General features: G+C 70.0%; 12 protein-coding genes. 6 read left to right on the forward strand and 6 right to left on the reverse strand.

Annotation, left to right across the window (positions count from 1 at the left end):
- Positions 1-82: 82 nt before the first annotated feature.
- The gene (locus H8B22_RS04950; RefSeq protein WP_187712995.1) at positions 83-1,048 is read left to right on the forward strand and encodes a mitochondrial fission ELM1 family protein; all 966 of its coding nucleotides are present in this window, start codon (positions 83-85) and stop codon (positions 1,046-1,048) included.
- A 15-nt stretch (positions 1,049-1,063) separates the two neighbouring features.
- On the opposite strand, the gene glnE is transcribed toward H8B22_RS04950, so the two are convergent.
- On the reverse strand, positions 1,064-3,865 hold the full coding sequence (glnE, locus tag H8B22_RS04955; protein WP_187712996.1) for a bifunctional [glutamate--ammonia ligase]-adenylyl-L-tyrosine phosphorylase/[glutamate--ammonia-ligase] adenylyltransferase: 2,802 nt from the start codon (positions 3,863-3,865) through the stop codon (positions 1,064-1,066).
- Between the two features lie 85 nt (positions 3,866-3,950).
- Complete coding sequence (locus H8B22_RS04960; RefSeq protein WP_187712997.1) at positions 3,951-5,339, reverse strand: S8 family peptidase; 1,389 nt, start codon at positions 5,337-5,339, stop codon at positions 3,951-3,953.
- A 580-nt stretch (positions 5,340-5,919) separates the two neighbouring features.
- On the opposite strand from H8B22_RS04960, the gene H8B22_RS04965 reads away from it, so the two are divergent.
- The 4 genes from H8B22_RS04965 to mddA all read left to right on the forward strand — a co-directional run bounded on the left by H8B22_RS04965 (position 5,920) and on the right by mddA (position 10,129).
- Positions 5,920-8,523: an ATP-binding protein gene (locus tag H8B22_RS04965; RefSeq protein WP_187712998.1), complete on the forward strand. Its 2,604-nt coding sequence runs from the start codon at positions 5,920-5,922 to the stop codon at positions 8,521-8,523.
- 106 nt (positions 8,524-8,629) lie between these two features.
- A complete protein-coding gene (locus H8B22_RS04970) occupies positions 8,630-8,995 on the forward strand; it encodes a DUF4242 domain-containing protein (RefSeq protein WP_208456926.1) in 366 nt (121 codons plus the stop codon).
- 61 nt (positions 8,996-9,056) lie between these two features.
- Positions 9,057-9,329: a DUF4242 domain-containing protein gene (locus tag H8B22_RS04975; RefSeq protein WP_187712999.1), complete on the forward strand. Its 273-nt coding sequence runs from the start codon at positions 9,057-9,059 to the stop codon at positions 9,327-9,329.
- 17 nt (positions 9,330-9,346) lie between these two features.
- Positions 9,347-10,129, forward strand: a complete 783-nt coding sequence (gene mddA, locus H8B22_RS04980) for a methanethiol S-methyltransferase (RefSeq protein ID WP_187713000.1) — start codon at positions 9,347-9,349, stop codon at positions 10,127-10,129.
- A gap of 58 nt (positions 10,130-10,187) precedes the next feature.
- Here the strand turns inward: mddA and H8B22_RS04985 are convergent, their stop codons facing one another.
- From H8B22_RS04985 to groES, 4 genes are all read right to left on the reverse strand, one after another.
- Positions 10,188-11,795 carry a flavin monoamine oxidase family protein gene (locus tag H8B22_RS04985; protein ID WP_187713001.1) on the reverse strand — a complete coding sequence of 536 codons (1,608 nt, stop codon included), beginning with the start codon at positions 11,793-11,795 and terminating at the stop codon, positions 10,188-10,190.
- Between the two features lie 277 nt (positions 11,796-12,072).
- Complete coding sequence (locus H8B22_RS04990; protein ID WP_187713002.1) at positions 12,073-12,369, reverse strand: hypothetical protein; 297 nt, start codon at positions 12,367-12,369, stop codon at positions 12,073-12,075.
- A 247-nt stretch (positions 12,370-12,616) separates the two neighbouring features.
- Complete coding sequence (gene groL, locus H8B22_RS04995; RefSeq protein ID WP_187713003.1) at positions 12,617-14,257, reverse strand: chaperonin GroEL; 1,641 nt, start codon at positions 14,255-14,257, stop codon at positions 12,617-12,619.
- Between the two features lie 59 nt (positions 14,258-14,316).
- Complete coding sequence (gene groES / locus H8B22_RS05000) at positions 14,317-14,604, reverse strand: co-chaperone GroES (protein ID WP_187713004.1); 288 nt, start codon at positions 14,602-14,604, stop codon at positions 14,317-14,319.
- Between the two features lie 585 nt (positions 14,605-15,189).
- Here groES and H8B22_RS05005 point away from each other — a divergent pair.
- Positions 15,190-15,585 carry a helix-turn-helix transcriptional regulator gene (locus H8B22_RS05005; protein WP_187713005.1) on the forward strand — a complete coding sequence of 132 codons (396 nt, stop codon included), beginning with the start codon at positions 15,190-15,192 and terminating at the stop codon, positions 15,583-15,585.
- Positions 15,586-15,647 lie beyond the last annotated feature (62 nt).

Below are 15,647 nucleotides of genomic sequence, written 5' to 3' on the forward strand. Positions count from 1 at the left end.
TTGGCCATCGGCCAAGGCGGCAAAGTGTAGAGTCTGGCGCGTGAACCCACAGGCGGCCACGCCGGAACGGACCTATTCCCAGATGCAACAAAACGCATCGCCGCCTACCCACGAAGCCTGGACCCTGAGCGACGGCCACGCCGGCAACGTGCGCCAGGCGCAGGCCCTGGCCGCCGCGATGGGGCTGGCGGCGCGCGACTGGACCCTGCCGGCGCGGGCGCCCTGGCGCTGGTTGTCGCCGCGACGCCTGCCCGGCGCGCGCCACGCCTTCGGCGCCGACTTCGCCCATGCGCTGCCGCATGCACCGCCGCTCGCGATCGGTTGCGGCCGCCAGGGCGCGTTGGCCACGCGCCTGCTGCGCAGTGCAGGCGCACGCGCGATCCAGATCCTGGATCCGCGCATCGATCCGCGCCATTGGGACCTCGTCGTCGCGCCGGCGCACGACGGCTTGAGCGGCGCCAACGTCATCACCCTGCTCGGCAGCCTGCACCCGGTCGACGACCTGTGGCTGGCCGCCGCGCGCCAGCAGTTCGTCGCCTTCGCGCAGTTGCCGCAACCGCGCACCGCGGTGCTGCTGGGCGGCACCAGCGCGCATGCGGACGTCGACCTGGGTGCACTGAGTGCATGGCTGGATGCGCTCGCCGCGCGGATCGCGCAGGAAGGCGGCAGCGTGCTGGCGACGGCCTCGCGACGCACGCCGGCCGCGGCGCGCGCACTGCTGCACGCGAAACTCGCGGCGTTGCCCGGCATCGTCTGGCGCGACGCGGACGACGGCGCCAACCCCTACGCCGGCCTGCTCGGCTGGGCCGACCGCATCGTGTGCACCGCCGACTCGGTGAACATGCTGTCGGAAGCCGCGGCGACCAACGTGCCGGTGCACGTGTGCGGCGTGCAGCCGCTGCAGGGCCGGCCGCGACGCTTCGTCGACAGCCTGCTGGCACTGGGCCGGATCCGCGAATTCACGCCGACACTCGACGCATTCGCGGTGGTCCCGCTGCGCGAGACCGCGCGCGTCGCCGCGGAAGCGCGCGAACGCCTGCGGCTCTGACGCGCCGTCCGCGCCTCAGCCGGGCGCGGTGAAATCCAGCGCCTGTGCCTGCGTCGCCGCGCGGATCGATGCGCGCGCCGCGTCGATCTCCGCATCCAGCGGCAGGCGCCGCGGCCGCCGGTCCAGGGTGCAGTCCAGTCCGCGCGACAGCAGTGTCGCGTGCGCGGCGCGCAACGCTGCCGCCGTGGTCGCATCGAACACGTCCACGGCATGCATGGCATCGATCAGGCCCGGCGTGTTGCGCGGTTCCAGCAGCGTCGCCTGCGCCCGCGCGTGGACCAGCACCAGCGCCTGCAACAGGAATTCCAGGTCGACCAGGCCGGCCTCGCCCTGTTTCAGGTCGAACGCGGACGCATCGCTGCGGTCGAGTTCGCCGCGCATGCGCCGGCGCATCGAGACGACGTCGGCACGCACCTGCACCGGATCGCGCCCGCGCGCGAGCGTGTCCGCGCGCACGCGTTCGAAATCGGCGTGCAGGCCGGCGTCGCCGGCGACGAAGCGCGCGCGCACCAGCGCCTGGTGCTCCCACGTCCACGCGCGCTCGCGCTGGTACTCGCCGAAGCTGGCGAGCGACGACACCAGCAGGCCCTTCGCGCCGTCGGGGCGCAGGCGCACGTCCACCTCGTACAGGCGCCCGGCCGCGGTGACCGCGTCGAGCAAGGCCACGACCTTCTGCGCCAGGCGCGCGAACCAGCGCGTCGCATCGAGCGCACGCGCGCCGTCGGAGTGCGCGTCGCCGCCGTCGTCGGCGCGCGGCGCGTCGTAGAGGAACACCAGGTCGAGGTCGGAACCGAAGCCGAGCTCCTCGCCGCCGAGACTGCCGTAGCCGAGCACCGCGAAGCGCGCGCCGGCGACCACCCCGTGCGCGCTCGCCACTTCGCGTTGCGCGAGCGCGAGCACCCGCGCGACCACGCCATCGGCCAGCCACGCCAGTTGCTGCGCGCTGGCCGCGGCCGGTTGGCGGCGGTCGCGCACGGCCATGGCGATGCGGAAGCTCAACGCCTGCCGCACCTCGTTGAGTTCCTGCAGCACGCTTTCGGCATCGTCGCCGGCGACCGCGGCGCACGCCGCCAGCAACGCCGCACGATCGGGCAGGTTGCCGGCCACGCGCGCGTCGAGCAGTTCGTCGAGCAGCAACGGATACGCCGCCAGGCGTTCGGCGAGCAGGGCGCTGCGCGAGACCACGTCGACCAGGCGCTGCAGGGCCACGGGTTGTTCGTCGAGCAGCGCGAGGTAGGCGCTGCGGCGCAGGATGTTCTGCAGCAGCGCGAGCAGGCGCCGCAGCGCGAGCATCGGCTGCCGCGATCCGGCCGCCGCCTGCAACAGCGCGGGCAGCACACGATCGAGCCGCGCCCGCGTCGCATCCGACAGGCCCTTCACGCCGGGACTGCGGGCCAGGTCGCGCAGCAGGCTGTCGGCCTGCTCGGCGTCGTCGAAACCGGCCGCACGCAATTCCTCTGCCTCGCCCGCGTCCGGCAAGGCGCGCCAGTACGCGGCCAGCGATGCCGGCGCCTGTGCCTTGCGCCGCGGGGCCAGCAGCGCGTCGAACTCCGCGGTCACGCGCGCACGGTGCCCGTCGAGCACCTCGCGCAACGCGTCCCAGTCGGCGTAGCCCAATGCGTCGGCGATGCGTGCACGCTCCTCCTCGCGCTCCGGCAAGGCGTGCGTCTGCGCATCGGCGAGCATCTGCAGGCGGTTTTCGAGCCGGCGCAGGTAGCCATAGGCCTCGCCCAGCGCCGCGCTGGCCTCGGTGGAAATGTGCCCGGCCTCGACCAGCGCCTGCATCGCCGGCAACAGGCGGCGGTCGCGCAGCTGCGCTTCGCGGCCGCCGCGGATCAGCTGCAGGGCCTGCACCAGGAACTCGATCTCGCGAATGCCGCCGGGGCCGCGCTTGATGTCGTCGGCCAGTTCCTTGCGCGCCACTTCCGCGCTGATCGCCGCCTTCATCGCGCGCAGGCCGTCGAGTGCGCCGTAGTCGAGGTAGCGCCGGTACACGAACGGGCGCAAGGCCTGCAGGAAGCGTTCGCCCGCGGCGATGTCGCCGGCCACCGGCCGCGCTTTCTGCCAGGCGTAGCGCTCCCAGTCGCGGCCTTCGTGCTGGAAGTACTGCTCCATCGCCGCGAACGACCAGGCGACGCGACCGACATTGCCGTACGGGCGCAGGCGCAGGTCGACGCGATGGCTGAAGCCGTCGGCGGTGACTTCGTCGAGCAGTTTCGCCAGCTGCTGGCCCAGGCGCGCGTAATAGGTTTCGGCGGCGAGCGGGCGCGGGCCGTCGGACTCACCGTCGCATTCGTAGGCGTAGACCAGGTCGACGTCGGAACTGAAGTTGAGCTCGCCGCCGCCCAGCTTGCCCAGTCCGTACACCACCAGGCGCTGCGGCCGGCCTGCGTGGTCGCGGACGAAGCCGTGGCGTTGCGCGAAGTCCGCTTCCAGCGCCGCCAGCGCCAGCGCCAGGCATTCTTCCGCCAACGTGGTCGCCCCGGCCAGGGTGTCGGCGACCGCGTCCAGGCCGAGCACGTCGCGCCACACCAGCCGGGTCGATGCGGCCGCGCGATGGCGCCGCAGCAGCAGCGGCCAGTCGGCGCGGTTTTCCGCGGTCAGCACGGGGGACGGCAACGGCGCCGCGTCCGCGAGCAGGCGCGGCAACAGATCGGGCTGGCGCAGCAGCGTGTCGATGGCGAAATCGCTGGCGACCGCGACCCGGCGCACCTGCGCACTGGCGTGCGGGTCCGCGAGTGCGGCGGCGCAGGCCGGCAGGTTGCGCAGGCGCTGCAGCGCGCGTTCGGCGATGGCGTTGCGGTTCAAGTCTTCCATCGCCGCGATTCTGGCATGCGCAAAACACAGCGGCCGCCCGGAGGCGGCCGCTGGTGACACGTCGCGATGGCTTGCGTCGCGGCGATCAGTACTGCACGGCCTTCGCCGCGTTGACGCGGCCATAGCCGTAGGCGTCGTCCTTGCCCGGCTTGCCCAAGTCGTCGGCGGACGCGCGCAGGATGCGCTCGACTTCGGACGGCGCCAGCTCGCCGCCGTGCTTGCCGATGATCAGCGCGGCCACGCCCGACACGTGCGGCGCCGCCATGCTGGTGCCGGCCATCCAGCCGTAGAAGTTGCCCGCCGCCGTCCGCTGGGTGGTGCTGAACACCAGGTCGAACACCCAGCACTGCTGCACCACCGGCCCGACCTGGCACAGCTGCGTGCCCGGCAGGCGCCCATCGCCGCCCGGCGCGCCGAAGCTGATCGCGGTGGTGCCGTAGTTGCTGTAGCTCGCCAGCGGATCCAGGTTGGTGCTCGGATCCACCGCCCAGCCTGCCGGCGCGAGCGCCGACACCGTCACCACGTTGGGCAGCTGCGCCGGGAAGGCGCGCAGGTTGGCCTGGTAGCAACCGTCGGTGTCGCAGATCTGCACGCCCGAATCGTGGTCGAGGTCGCGGCCGTCGTTGCCGGCCGACACGACGGTGATGGCGTTCTGCGAGCGCGCGTACTGCACGGCGCGCTTGGCCGCGTTGATCAGTTCGGAGGTTTCCTTGCCGCCCACGTCGAGGCCGCCGCGCACGCCCAGGCTCATGTTGATCACGTCCGCGCCGTGGTCGGCCGCATAGACGATGCCCTGGACGATGCCGGCGAAGCTGCCGCTGCCGGTGCTCGCGCTGAGCACCTTGACCGCGAAGAGTTTGGCTTCGGGCGCGACACCGATCGTGCCGATGCCGTTGTCGGCCGCGCCGATGGTGCCGAAGGTGTGGGTGCCGTGGGCGCTGCCGGCGGTGTTGCAGTAGCCCTCGCCGGGCACGAACGAGGTCGACTCGGCCGCAAGCAGGTTTGGCGCGATGTCCACGTGCGTGCAGTACACGCCCGAGTCGAGCACCGCCACGCGCACGCCCGCGCCGCGGAAACCGGCATTCCAGGCACCGACCGCGTCGATGGCGGCATGGCCCCACTGCAGGTCGAAGAAGCGGTCGTTGTCGCCGGAGGCCGGCGGGTTCGCGTAGTCCTCGCTGATGTCGAGCGGCTGCGGCTGCTCGAACTGCAGGGTGACGTCGGCCACCGCCGAACGCACGCCCTGCACCTTGGCCGCACGGGTGGCGAAGTTCGGATCGCCGGACTCGACGATCGCCACGCCGATCTGCGGCAGGCGCGCGGTGATGGTGCCGCCGGCGGCTTCGATCTTGCGCGCCAGCTGCGCATCGAAGGCGAGCGTCTTGGCGCTCACGACATACGTGGCCGCCTGCGCGGACGCGGCAACGCCAAGCGTGCCGATGGCCAGGGCGATGGCCCGGGAAAGATTGGTCATGTTGGATTCCCTCAAGGTGATTTGACGAGAGGCGCTGGCGTCGCGACCCGGCCGACGATCCCCACACCCCCAAACGGGGGACGGGAAAACCCCGTTCGCCCGGCCAGAGAAGGAAGGGATCGGCCACCCCAATTGATCGGCCGCAACCCGAGGCCGACACTGCGGGCGAGGGAGTTAAGCGGGCGCGATGCCCGCGCCGGCGGCGCGGCGGCGGGCCCGGCGGCAGCCATGAAAGACGCAAAAGGGCCGGAAACAAAAAAGCCCGCTAGCGGTCGTAACCGGTAGCGGGCCTTGCTCCCTCCCCCACGTCGGGATGCGAGCCGATCGTGAAGGAAGCGTTATTCCATTTGCACGCTGCAGTGCAAAACGATACTCGCGAGTTCACCAAGCGCGGGTTTCACCCCGCTTTTCGCGGCCTCGCGGCGGAAAGAACGCCGAAATCACCGGATCCTCCACGGCCTCCGTCCCCAACCCGGGGGCCGCACGCGCGCCGGTGCGACGGCCAGCCGCCGCCCAAAGCGGTGCTTGAGCGGGCCCCGCCGCGCGTGCTGTCATGCGGCCTCGCCTGCGGACCGGCCCGATGCAACTGTTCGAACGCGATTCGCTGCTGGGCACCCTGGAGCGGCTGCTGCACGAGGCAGCGGACGGCGCCGGCCGGGTCGTGTTCGTCGGCGGCGAAGCCGGCATCGGCAAGACCTGCCTGGCCACCGCCCTGCGCGACCGCCGCGGCGCCGCCGGCCTGTGGTGGGGCGCCTGCGACGCACTGCAGACCCCGCACCCGCTCGCGCCGCTGCACGACATCGCGCGCGCCCAGCCGGTCCGCTTCAAGCCGCTGCTGGCGCAGGAGGGCGGGCGCGCCCCGCTGTTCGAAGCCGTGCTGGCCGAACTGCAGGCAGCCACGGCACCGACCCTGTTCGTGGTCGAAGACGCGCACTGGGCCGACGAGGCGACCCTGGACCTGCTCAAGTTCCTCGGCCGGCGCCTGGAGCAGCTGCGTTGCCTGCTGCTGGTGACCTATCGCGACGACGAGGTCACCGCGCAGCATCCGCTGCGCCGGCTGATGGGCGAACTGCCCGCGGCGCGGGTGACGCGGCTGCAGGTGCCGCGCCTGTCCGCCGACGCGGTCGAAGCCATGGCGAAGGGCGCGCTGCGTGCGCACGACGGCTTGCACGCGCTGACCCGGGGCAATCCGTTCTTCGTCAGCGAACTGCTCCAGCACGGCATGGACGGCGTGCCGCAGGGCGTGCAGGACCTGGTCCTCGCGCGCTTCGCCAGGCTCGGCCCGATGGCGCAGCAGGTGATGCAACTGGCCTCGATCGTGCCGCGGCGCATCGACGACTGGCTGATGCAGGACGTGCTGGCGCCGCCGTTGGCCGCGATCGAGGAGTGCCTGGACGCCGGGCTGCTGGTCGCCGATGGCGATCGCCAGGCGCTGGCGTTCCGGCACGAACTGGCGCGCGTGGCGATCGAGCAGTCGCTGTCGCGGCTGCGCGCGCAGGAACTGCACGTGCAGGTGCTGGCCGCGCTCGCGCACGCCGAACCCGCGCGCGTGTCGCTGGCCTGGCGCGTGCACCACGCCGACCGCGCCCGCGACGCCGCGGCGGTGCTGCAGCTCGCACCGGACGCCGCACTGGAAGCACAGCGGCGCGGTGCGCACCTGGAAGCGGCGGCGCACCTGCGCACCGCGCTCGCCTACGCCGGGCAACAGCCCGATCCGGTGCGCGCCGTGCTGCTGGACCGGCTTGCCTACGAGAGCTACCTCACCGACCGCATCGAGGACGCGCTCGTCGCGCGCCACGCCGCGCGCGAGTTGTGGCGGCGCATGGGCGATCGCCTGAAGGAAGGCGATGCGATCCGCTGGCTGTCGCGCCTGTCCTGGTACAACGGCCAGACCGCGGTGGCCGAAGCGCATGCCGACGAGGCCATCTCCGTGCTCGCCGCGCTGCCGCCCGGCCGCGAACTGGCGATGGCGTACAGCAACCGCGCGCAGTTGCACATGCTGCAGGGCGAAAGCGCCGACGCCGTCGCCCTGGGCACGCGCGCCCTGGCGCTGGCGGTGGAGCTGGGCGACGTGGAGATCCAGGCCAACGCCCTCAACAACATCGGCACCGCGCGCCTCGATGCCGGCGACGAAGCCGGCCGCGCCGAACTCGAGCAGAGCCTCGCGCTCGCCCTCGCCGGCGGCTTCGAGGAACACGCCGCGCGCGCGTACGTGAACCTCTCGTTCGATGCGGTGATGCTGATGCGCTTCCCGGTGGCGCTGGCCTGGCTCGAACGCGGCATCGCCTACTGCGATGCGCGCGACCTCGATGCGTGGGCGCGCTACATGTCGGCGTACCAGGCCGCGGCATGGTTCGCACTGGGCGAGTGGCAACGCGCCGCCGACCAGGCGGCGCTGGTGCTGCAGGCGCCCAACCTCGCGCCGATCAACCGCATCGTCGCACTCACGGTGCTCGCGCACGTGCGCGTGCGCCGCGGCGATCCCGACGCGCCGCCGCTGCTCGACGAAGCCCTGCAACTCGCGCTGCCCACGCGCTCGCTGCTGCGGTTCGGCCCGGTCATCGCCGCGCAGGTCGAAGCCGCGCGCCTGCGCGACGACCACGCCGCCTGCATGGCGGCGATCGCGCCGCTCGCCACGCTCGAACACCGCTCCGGGTACCGCAGTTGGGTGCTGGCGGAAATCGACTGCCAGCTGCGGTTGGCGGGCATCCCGCACGCACCCGCCGAGCACTGCCCGCCGCCGTTCGCGCTGCAGTTCGCCGGCCACTGGCGCGAGGCGGCGGACGCGTGGCGCGCGCTGGGTTGTCCGTACGAAACAGCGCGTGCGCTCGCCGCAGGCGACGCGCCGGCGCAACGCGAGGCGCTGGCCGCGTTCGAACGCCTGGGCGCTGCACCTATCGTGGAACGGTTGCGCCGTGAACTGCGCGAATCCGGCGTGCGCGGCGTGCCGCGCGGGCAGCGCGCTACCACCCAGGCCAACCCGCACGCCCTCACCGAACGCGAGGTCGAGGTGCTGCGCCTGCTCTGCGACGGCCTGCGCAACGCGCAGATCGCGCAGCGCCTGTCGCGCTCGGTGCGCACGGTCGACCACCATGTCGCCGCCATCTTCGCCAAGCTCGGCGTGAGCACCCGCACCGAAGCGATGGCCGCTGCGCTGGCCGCCGGCCTGCACCCGCAAAAATAGGCAACGCCTGCGCGCAATCTGGGCAAGCCTGCCGACGTCGCGCAAGCCCCTTCTCCGTAGCCTTCGGATCGCAGCATTCCGCTGCCCCCAACAACGGAGATTCCCGATGAAATCCTTTTCGCTGAAGTCCATGCGGGCACTGGCCGGCATTGCCGTGTACGGCGCGGCGATGTCCGGCCTGGCCCTGGCCGGCACGGCCGATGCCACCGCGACCAACCACCGCTACGTCATCCAGCGCACCTTCCCGCAGGGCGCGCTCGCCGGCCTGGATGCGGCCACCAAGGCGAAGGTGAACCAGAACAACGCCCGCTACGGCGTGAAGTGGCTGATGTCCTTCGCCAACGGCGACAAGACCAAGACCTTCTGCATCTACGAAGGCCCGACCGAGAACGCCATCCGCGAAGCGGCAAAGGCGAACCACCTGCCGGTGGATTCGATCACCGAAGTGCCGGTCACGCTGGAAGCCAAGTAAGCCCACGCTCCGCGCCCCGCGTCCTGCGGGTCGCGAAAACCCATCCTGCTGGAGAAGCGACATGCCCCGCTACATCATCGAACGCAATTTCCCCGACGGCCTGCACATCCCGGTGAACGACACCGGCGCACAGGCCTGCCTCGGCGTCGTCGACGCCAATGCCCGCGACGGCGTCACCTGGGTGCACTCCTACGTGAACACCGACAAGAGCAAGACGTTCTGCGTCTACGACGGCCCCAGCCCCGAGGCGATCCGCCGCGCGGCCGGCAGCACCAACCTGCCGATCGAGCGCATCACCGAGGTGCGGGTGCTCGATCCGTACTTCTACCGCTGATCGCCGGAGACCGTGCCATGTCCCGCCTGCTTGCCCTGCTGTACGGCGCCGTGTCCTACGCGGTGTTCCTGGTGACCTTCCTGTACGCCATTCCCTTCGTCGCCGGCTTCGGCGTGCCCAAGCACATCGACAACGGCGACCCGGCGCCCTTCCTGGTGGCGCTCGGCATCGACCTGGCGCTGCTCGGGCTGTTCGCCGTGCAGCACAGCGGCATGGCGCGGCCCGCGTTCAAGCGCTGGTGGACGCGCTTCGTGCCGGCGCCGATCGAACGCAGCACCTTCGTGCTGGTCAGCAGCGCGGTGCTGGCGCTGCTGTTCTGGCAGTGGCGGCCGTTGCCGCAACCGGTCTGGAACGTCGATGCCGCCGCGCTGCGCGGAACCTTGCTCGCCCTGTCCGCGCTGGGCTGGCTGCTGGTGTTGTCGAGCACCTTCCTCATCAACCACTTCGACCTGTTCGGCCTGCGCCAGGTGTGGTTCCACGCACGCCAGCGCAAGGCGATGGACGAGCCCTTCGTCACCCGCGCGTTCTATCGCATCGTGCGGCATCCGTTGATGCTGGGCTTCCTGATCGCGTTCTGGGCCACGCCGACGATGACGCTGGGGCACCTGCTGTTCGCGGCGATGACCACGGGCTACATCCTGGTCGCAGTGAAGTTCCTCGAGGAACGCGATCTGGTCGCGCTGTACGGCGACACCTACCGCGACTACCAGCGCCGCGTGCCGATGCTGCTGCCGTGGCCGAAGCGGCAGCGCACCGACGCCGCGACCTCCACGGCCACGCCGCAGCCCACCCGGCACTGAACCGACCCGCACTGCACCGATCGCGTGGCGGACCGCATCCCGGTTCGCCACGCGGCTGTCAGGCGGTCGCCGCGATCTTGCGCAGGCGCGCGAACGGGAACCGCCCCAGGCCGCGCTGCGCCAGCACCCCGCGCGCGGCGCTCTCGCCGGATTCGCAACCGCCTTCCATGAAGCCCTGCGTCTCCAGCGCGCAGTGTTCGCCGGCGAAATGCAGGCCGGCCACCGCTTCCCCCATCGCCCCGCGCAGCGACGACCAGTCGCCCGGCCGGAAGCAGGCATAGCTGCCGCGCACCCACGGCTGCGACGACCAGTGCATGCGCGCCTCGCGTACGCCGGTGCGCGCCGCGGCGAGGCCGGGAAAGACCCGTTCCAGTGCCGCGACCGCGACGTCGGCCTGCTGCTTCGCGCTGCCGTCGCCCAGCGCACGGCCGTGGTTGCCGCCGGTGAAGTTGGTCAGCACGCCGCTCGCGCCGGGTTGCTTGCGCGAGGTTTCCCACGTGGTCTGGTACGGCAGGTCGCTCATCGATGCACCGTTGGCGCCGTGCGCACGCCAGACGCGGCGATCGAAGCCGATCATCAGCTTGGCGTTGCTGCCGTAGGCGAGCGTGTCGATCGCGCGGCGCTTGTGCGCGGGCAACGGCACCTCGATGCGCACGTCGCGCAGCAGGGTGAAGGGCAGCGCCAGGATCACCTGCCGCGCCACCACCTCGCGCGACGCGGCGCCGTTGCGGAACGACAGCACGTAGCCGTCACCGCGCGCGGCCACCGCTTCCAGCACGTTGCCGGTCTCGAGCGCGTCGTCCAGGCGTTCGCCCAGGCGCTGCACGATCAGGTCATTGCCGCCGCGCACGTGGAAGCGCTCGTCGCTCTCGCCGAAGACCGCGAACGCATCCGCATCCTGCGTGCCGATGAAGGTCAGCAGGTTGAGGGCGGACTGCTGGTCGGTCTCCAGGCCCATCTCGGTGGTGTAGGCCACGTCGATCAGCTTGCGCAGCCAGCCCTGCACGCCATTGCGATCCAGCCATTGCGCGATCGACAGCGCGTCCAGGGCATGGAACGCCGGATTGCCATCGCGATGGTCGAGCTCGCCATCGCCGAGCGTGGCGACATCGCGTTCGATCAGCTGCGCGACCGGCACGAAGGCTTCGACGATCTCGCGCTCACCGATGGCGCGGCCGTCGAAATGCCAGGTGTCGGTGGCGATGTCGCCGTCGGGCAGGTCGTCGAGCACGAGGCCCAGTTCCGCCGCGAGCGTGCGGATGCGCAGGTGGCCGGTGTCGATCAGTTCACCGCCCAGTTCGACCACCTGGCCATCGGGGAAGTGGTTGCGCAGGCTCAGCATGCGCCCGCCCACGCGCCCCTGCGCCTCATACAGGCGCACGCGCACGCCGGCCTGCCGCAGCCGCCATGCGGCGGTCAATCCGGCGATGCCGGCGCCGACGATGGCCACTTCGTCGCCGCGCGCCGTCACCGGCGCAGGCACGTGCGCGCAGCCCGACAGCAGCAGGGCGGCGCCGGTGCCCTGCAGCAGGCGCCGCCGCTGCGCGTCCACGCGCAACGCGGCGCCCCGTTCGTGGAATTCACCGGGAGCGACGGGCACGCGGGTCGACGCACGCGCGATGCGCGCGGCGCGCTGCAACAGGGAAAACAACGGCGTACGGGCCATGGGCTCGCCTTGCGCTACCGGGGTGTAGGCAGGACAACGCACCCGCCGGCGTAAACCGGCCCGGAACCGCCGTCGCCCCGCGAATCAGCCCGCGGCGAAGAACATCAGGTACACCAGCCGCGCGTTCCCGGGACGATCGCCGAAGGCCGGGCCCGCGGTGTGCCAGAGCCACGGCCGCAGCGGCACCAGCCGGCTGCAGCGCGCCGGAACCGTGCCGCAAAGAAAGAAAAGGGCCCCGCAGCGGCGGGGCCCTTCCGCAACCGCATCCGACAGCGCGCTAGCGAACCGCGAGATGGATCCGCACGCCGTTGTCCAGCGTGATCTCACGACCGGCCATCAGGTCCTGGTAGCGCTGCGAACCCAGGCTGCGCTCGAAGCGCGCCGCCACGCGGTCATAGCAGACCCTGTATTCGGCGAACGCGGTGCGTGCCCCGAGCACCATCTGCACCTGCCGCGAACTCAGGCCGGTGGCTTCCGCCAGATCCTTGACCTCCAGCACCGCGCCCTGCCCTGCGAGGGCGACTCCGGGTGCGAGGGTCAACGACAACACCACAATGCTGAACTTGGTTTTCATGACGTTCTCCCGTAGGCGCAACCCTTATCGCGTTGCCCTCGTAGTAAAACTACGGCGGATGCGCGAACGGATTACCGTCAAGAAGGCGGCTTTGCGTACTCGTAGCGAACAAAAAAGCCCCGCATGAAAGCGGGGCTTTTTCGTGTTGCAGAGTCGCCGTGCCAGCCGGAGACCGTCGGCACGGCATCCGCCCAACGCGCCACAGCGCGTTGGGCGGAATCGTCGACTCAGGTCATCGCGGGCGCGATCAGAAATCCATGCCGCCCATGCCACCCATGCCGCCGGCGCCCGGCATCGCCGGTTCGTCCTTCTTCGGCAGCTCGGCGACCATCGCTTCGGTCGTGATCATCAGACCGGCGATCGACGCGGCGTTCTGCAGTGCGGTGCGGGTGACCTTGGTCGGGTCCAGGATGCCGGCTTCGAGCATGTCGACGTATTCGCCGGTAGCGGCGTTGTAGCCGAACGCGCCCTTGCCTTCGATCACCTTGTTGAGGATGACCGACGGCTCTTCGCCGGCGTTGGTCACGATTTCGCGCAGCGGGGCTTCCATGGCGCGAAGCGCAATCGCGATGCCGTGGTTCTGGTCTTCGTTGATGCCCTTCAGGCCGGCGATCGCAGCCTTGGCGCGCAGCAGCGCGACGCCGCCGCCCGGGACGATGCCTTCTTCGACGGCAGCGCGGGTGGCGTGCAGCGCGTCTTCAACGCGTGCCTTCTTTTCCTTCATCTCGACTTCGGTAGCCGCGCCGACCTTGATGACGGCGACGCCGCCAGCCAGCTTGGCCACGCGTTCCTGCAGCTTCTCGCGGTCGTAGTCCGAAGAGGTCTCTTCGATCTGCGCCTTGATCTGCTTGATGCGGGCTTCGATACCGGCGTGTTCGCCGGCGCCGTCGATGATGGTGGTGTTTTCCTTGGAGACCTGCACCTTCTTCGCGCGGCCGAGGTCCTTGATCGTGGCCTTCTCGAGCTGCAGGCCGACTTCCTCGGAGATCACGGTGCCGCCGGTGAGGACGGCCATGTCTTCCAGCATCGCCTTGCGACGGTCGCCGAAGCCCGGGGCCTTGACGGCGCAGACCTTGACGATGCCGCGGATGGTGTTGACGACGAGGGTGGCGAGGGCTTCGCCTTCCACTTCTTCGGCGACGATCAGCAGCGGCTTGCCGGCCTTGGCGACGCCTTCGAGCACGGGCAGCAGCTCGCGCACGTTGGAGATCTTCTTGTCGTGCAGCAGGATGAACGGATCATCCAGTTCGGCCTGCATCGACTGCTGGTTGTTGATGAAGTACGGCGACAGGTAGCCGCGGTCGAACTGCATGCCCTCGACGACGTCGAGTTCGTTGTCCAGGCCCGAGCCGTCTTCGACGGTGATCACGCCTTCCTTGCCGACCTTGTCCATCGCCTGCGCGATCAGGTCGCCGATGTTGGCGTCGCTGTTCGCGGAGATGGTGCCGACCTGGGCGATTTCCTTCGAGGTCGAGGACGGCTTGGAGAGCTTCTTCAGCTCGCCCACGGCTTCGGTCACGGCCTTGTCGATGCCGCGCTTGAGGTCCATCGGGTTCATGCCGGCGGCGACCGCCTTCATGCCTTCGCGGATCAGCGCCTGCGCCAGCACGGTGGCGGTGGTGGTGCCGTCACCGGCGTTGTCGGAGGTCTTGGAAGCGACTTCCTTGACCATCTGCGCGCCCATGTTCTCGAACTTGTCGGACAGTTCGATTTCCTTGGCGACGGACACGCCGTCCTTGGTGATGGTCGGGGCACCGTAGCTCTTCTCGAGCACGACGTTGCGGCCCTTCGGGCCGAGGGTGGCCTTGACGGCATTGGCGAGGACGTTGACGCCGCGCAGCATCTTGGTGCGCGCGTCTTCGCCGAAACGGATTTCCTTGGCAGCCATTGCGGATTACCTCAAAAAGAATTCAGTCGAAAAAAAGAAAAATCAGGAGCGACGCGCGATCAGACGATGACCGCGAAGATGTCGTCTTCCTTCACCACCAGGTATTCGGTGCCGTCGAGCTTCACTTCGGTGCCGCTGTACTTGCCGAACAGGACCTTGTCGCCGACCTTGACCTTCGGCGCGCGGACGTTGCCGTTGTCGAAGACCTTGCCGTCGCCGACGGCGACGACTTCACCCTTGATCGGCTTCTCGGTGGCCGAGTCCGGGATCACGATGCCGCCCGCGGACAGCTTTTCTTCTTCCATGCGCTTGATGACCACGCGGTCGAACAGCGGCTTGATGTTCATGGCAACCCTCTCGTAACTGGTTGATTGATTGGGAATTAGACCCGGGCGTTGGCAGTCGCCTGCGACGAGTGCCAGACCCGGGACGTAGAAAGGCCCGGACGAACCGGGACTGCCAGCAGATGGAGGCCGGGGCCGGGGCTTTCAAGCGCCCGGAAAGAAAAAAGTCCGGGGAGGGCCGGACTCGGGGGCGGAGCACGTGGTGGGGGCCGGAAGGGACACGCGGCCAGAGCCCAAAAAGAAAGAAAGAGCGCGGACAGGGGTTCGCGCTCTTTCTGGTTTGGAGACGGCCGTCCTCGGCTTGGCGCAGTCCCGCGCCGCGTCTCCGTACCCGACCTCTTGTCTACGCCGACATCCTTGCCGGACGGGGCCAATCTGTGCTCCCGGTTACGGGTTGTCCAGTATGAAATCGTAGTCATTTGTTGACTATCGGTATCGGATACCCGTCATTTGATCACTTAACATATTGATAAATATTTGTTTAACTTTTATTTAGGATACCTTTGGCGCACACCGCTTGGTGTCTTTTGATGTCGACGTGACTTACGGTAACAATCGGCCCAATTCCGGCCCCAAGGGAGCCTGCGCATGACCCCCCAGCAACGGATCCGCCTGGCCCGGCGCCACGCCGGCCTGTCCCAGTCCGCCCTCGCCGGCGCCATCGGCGTGCAACGCAGCGCGGTCAGCCACTGGGAAACCAACAACGGCAAGCACCCCAGCGTGACCCACATGCGCGAGGTCGCCCTCGCCTGCGGGGTGCAGTTCGAATGGCTGGCGACCGGGCGCGGCAAGATGAGCCTGTCCAGCGATACCGCGCTGGACTCGGTCGCCGCCGCCGACGCACTGCTGATCGAAGACCCGATCGAACTGCGCCTGATCCTCGCCTTCCGCGACGCCCCCACCCGCTCGCGCGCGCCCCTGGTGGAAGTGGTGGAGCAACTCGCCTCGCTGCGCACCGGGCGCAAGATCGGCAGCGCGCGCTAGCCGGCATGGGTGCTGCGGCGCTGCATGCGGCCGTCACATGCGCCCGCTAGAGTCGCGGCTTC

The sequence above is a fragment of the Lysobacter terrestris genome (assembly GCF_014489475.1).
GTDB lineage: Bacteria > Pseudomonadota > Gammaproteobacteria > Xanthomonadales > Xanthomonadaceae > Agrilutibacter > Agrilutibacter terrestris.

What these genes read in the sequence shown, in the direction of transcription:
- H8B22_RS04950 (WP_187712995.1), top strand. Translation starts at nt 83, where the DNA reads ATGCAACAAAACGCATCGCCGCCTACCCACGAAGCCTGGACCCTGAGC.
- glnE (WP_187712996.1), bottom strand. Translation starts at nt 3,865, where the DNA reads ATGGAAGACTTGAACCGCAACGCCATCGCCGAACGCGCGCTGCAGCGC.
- H8B22_RS04960 (WP_187712997.1), bottom strand. Translation starts at nt 5,339, where the DNA reads ATGACCAATCTTTCCCGGGCCATCGCCCTGGCCATCGGCACGCTTGGC.
- H8B22_RS04965 (WP_187712998.1), top strand. Translation starts at nt 5,920, where the DNA reads ATGCAACTGTTCGAACGCGATTCGCTGCTGGGCACCCTGGAGCGGCTG.
- H8B22_RS04970 (WP_208456926.1), top strand. Translation starts at nt 8,630, where the DNA reads ATGAAATCCTTTTCGCTGAAGTCCATGCGGGCACTGGCCGGCATTGCC.
- H8B22_RS04975 (WP_187712999.1), top strand. Translation starts at nt 9,057, where the DNA reads ATGCCCCGCTACATCATCGAACGCAATTTCCCCGACGGCCTGCACATC.
- mddA (WP_187713000.1), top strand. Translation starts at nt 9,347, where the DNA reads ATGTCCCGCCTGCTTGCCCTGCTGTACGGCGCCGTGTCCTACGCGGTG.
- H8B22_RS04985 (WP_187713001.1), bottom strand. Translation starts at nt 11,795, where the DNA reads ATGGCCCGTACGCCGTTGTTTTCCCTGTTGCAGCGCGCCGCGCGCATC.
- H8B22_RS04990 (WP_187713002.1), bottom strand. Translation starts at nt 12,369, where the DNA reads ATGAAAACCAAGTTCAGCATTGTGGTGTTGTCGTTGACCCTCGCACCC.
- groL (WP_187713003.1), bottom strand. Translation starts at nt 14,257, where the DNA reads ATGGCTGCCAAGGAAATCCGTTTCGGCGAAGACGCGCGCACCAAGATG.
- groES (WP_187713004.1), bottom strand. Translation starts at nt 14,604, where the DNA reads ATGAACATCAAGCCGCTGTTCGACCGCGTGGTCATCAAGCGCATGGAA.
- H8B22_RS05005 (WP_187713005.1), top strand. Translation starts at nt 15,190, where the DNA reads ATGACCCCCCAGCAACGGATCCGCCTGGCCCGGCGCCACGCCGGCCTG.